The organism is Seohaeicola saemankumensis (assembly GCF_021021435.1).
GTDB lineage: Bacteria > Pseudomonadota > Alphaproteobacteria > Rhodobacterales > Rhodobacteraceae > Seohaeicola.
This window is the reverse complement of record NZ_JAINWI010000060.1, coordinates 1-1160: the sequence shown is the minus strand read 5'-3', so window position 1 is coordinate 1160 and position 1160 is coordinate 1. Positions and strand designations below refer to the sequence as shown.

The window sequence follows — 1160 nt, the reverse complement described above, 5'->3', positions numbered from 1 at the left end:
ATGGGCAAGGCAAAGTTTGAACGTAACAAACCGCACGTTAACATCGGCACGATCGGTCACGTTGACCACGGCAAGACGACTCTGACGGCTGCGATCACGAAGTATTTCGGCGAATTCCGCGCCTATGACCAGATTGACGGCGCGCCCGAAGAGAAGGCCCGCGGCATCACGATCTCGACCGCGCATGTGGAATACGAGACGGCGACCCGTCACTATGCCCACGTCGATTGCCCCGGCCACGCTGACTATGTGAAGAACATGATCACCGGTGCGGCACAGATGGACGGCGCGATTCTGGTGGTGAACGCGGCTGACGGCCCGATGCCGCAGACGCGCGAGCACATCCTGCTGGGCCGTCAGGTCGGCATTCCCTACATGGTCGTGTACATGAACAAGGTCGACCAGGTGGATGACGAGGAACTGCTGGAACTGGTCGAGATGGAGATCCGCGAGCTTCTGACCTCCTACGAGTATCCGGGTGACGATATTCCGATCATCAAAGGCTCGGCTCTGGCGGCGATGGAAGGCCGTGACGAAGAGATCGGCGAGAAGTCGATCCGCGCGCTGCTGGAAGCTGTCGACACCTATATCCCGACGCCCGAGCGCGCTGTGGACAAGCCGTTCCTGATGCCGATCGAAGACGTTTTCTCGATCTCCGGTCGTGGTACTGTTGTGACCGGCCGTATCGAGCGTGGCGTGATCAACGTCGGCGACAGCATCGAGATCGTGGGTATCAAAGACACCAAGACAACGACCTGCACGGGCGTGGAAATGTTCCGCAAGCTGCTGGATCGCGGTGAGGCTGGCGACAACGTGGGCGTTCTGCTGCGCGGTATCGACCGCGAAGGCGTCGAGCGCGGTCAGGTTCTGTGCAAGCCGAAATCGGTGAACCCGCACACGCAGTTCGAGGCAGAAGCCTATATTCTGACCAAGGAAGAGGGTGGCCGTCACACGCCGTTCTTTGCGAACTACCGTCCGCAGTTCTACTTCCGCACGACCGACGTGACCGGCACCGTGACGCTGCCCGAGGGCACCGAGATGGTGATGCCAGGCGACAACCTGAAGTTCACCGTCGAGTTGATCGCACCGATCGCGATGGAAGACGGCCTGCGCTTCGCCATCCGTGAAGGCGGTCGTACCGTCGGCGCGGGCGTCGTGTC

1 protein-coding gene is annotated in these 1160 nt (G+C 60.8%); it reads left to right on the top strand.

The genetic code is table 11. From position 1 onward, the window contains the following. Nucleotides 1-1160 (top strand): elongation factor Tu (gene tuf, locus K7H22_RS19950; protein WP_230802555.1); only part of this gene is annotated, 1160 nt, incomplete at both ends.